Source organism: Streptomyces hokutonensis (assembly GCF_000376565.1).
Lineage (GTDB): Bacteria > Actinomycetota > Actinomycetes > Streptomycetales > Streptomycetaceae > Streptomyces > Streptomyces hokutonensis.
Window position 1 is genome coordinate 1 of record NZ_BARG01000162.1, and the last position, 1,545, is coordinate 1,545.

Genomic DNA, 1,545 nt, shown 5'->3' on the forward strand with positions numbered 1-1,545 from the left:
TTGGGTGCGGATCCTCTGAAGTGACGGTCGGGATCAAGCCGTGAGGCTGCACTTGTGCTGGTCGGGGCCGGGGTAGAGGCGTTGATGTTCACGGGCCGCGTGGAAGGCCCAGTAGTTGTCGAAGTCGCCGTTCGTGATCAGGGCGCGGAGTTGGAGGACGGCTTCGGCACCGTCAAGACCCCAGCGGGCGCCGGTGATATCGAGGCGGTCGGCGATCAAGTGACGGCAGGCGCCTTCGACAGCGCCGGTGGCGATCGGCCAGCCGGCCGCGAGAGCGGCGTCGTAACGGAGCTGGTCGAGGTGGCCGACGAGGTAACGGTGACAGGTGAGGACTGCCTCGCGGCGGGTGGCGGGAAGCTGTTCGGTTTCGGCCTGGGCGGTCATCTCGGTGGCGGCGCGGTCGGCGTGTCCGGCGAGGATCGCGGTGAGTTTGTCCGCGGCCCAGGTCTCGGCCGCGCGGCTGCCGACCGGGTGAAAGGCGTGGGCTGCCGTCCAGCAGTACTCGGCGACGTGAACGAAGTCGAGGAGGACGTGCAGGTGGATGCCGCGTCGGGCGGCTTCATCCTGGATCAGGTCGAGTTGGTGGCGGGCGCCGTCGACGAGCACGATCCAGTTCCGCAGATGCTGCGGGTCGCGGGCCTCGGCCTGGTCGAAGGCGTCGGCGACGACGAGTTCTGGAGGACGGATCACAGAGGCGGTGCACCACTTGTGCTCGGCCTTCGGGCCTGGCCTGACCGGCCGGGTCTGGCTGCGTCCGCCGGGTGGATGGACGATGTCGTGAGGCCGACGCGGGGCGGGCACGGTGTCGAAGATGCAGGCCACGGTCGCCATGCGCTTGCGGTTGGGTTTCTCCCCCGGAGCCAGGCGTCCGCGCCGTCCGGCCGCCGCGCTCTTGGCCGCGGCCCGGCGGGTGGCCTCACGCAGTGCTTCGGGCCGCATCACCACACCCTTGCCGTCGATCTGGATGACCAGCGGAATCTCCCGGGTGCACGGGGTGGGGATCTTCGCCGCGTAGTAGGCGGCGAGGTCAACGGTGGCGGCGACCACCAGCTCTTTGAGACGGCGCTTGCCCAGCACCTTGCCGCATCGGCGCTCGACCGCGGCCTGGGCCTGGTCGAACGAGCCGCGGACCGCTTCCAGGACCGCGAGCCGGGCAAGTCCGCGGGAGTGCCGGCCGGCCGGCAGCGACAGATCCGCATCGGCTGGGTGCACGTTGGACAGGCCCCGGCCCCGGTAGGCGATCCTGGTCACCCGCACCGGCCCGAACACACAGGTCAGCCAGCGGGGATGGCGTGTCTCCCGCCAGATCCGCGCCTGGCCTTCCGGCCCGCGCACCACCGGCGGTCCCGCGTTGACGCGGGCCGCGGCCTCTTCCATCCTCGCCCGCAGGTCGAGGTGATCCTGCATCAACTGCCGCAGCAACTCACGTCCTTGCTGTTCGAGCAGTTCTTCCAGCTCGTCATGGGCCATACCCCGCGCCGGGTCGCCGGCCAGCGTCGAGATGAGGCGTTCGAAGGCACCGCGGGAGGCGGCATACGCATCAGG

The 1,545-nt window shown here is 70.4% G+C and carries 1 protein-coding gene; it reads right to left on the reverse strand.

From position 1 onward, the window contains the following. Window positions 1-33 precede the first annotated feature (33 nt). A partial coding sequence (locus SSP08S_RS54505; RefSeq protein WP_019076043.1) for an ISKra4 family transposase occupies window positions 34-1,545 on the reverse strand: 1,512 nt, incomplete at its 5' end.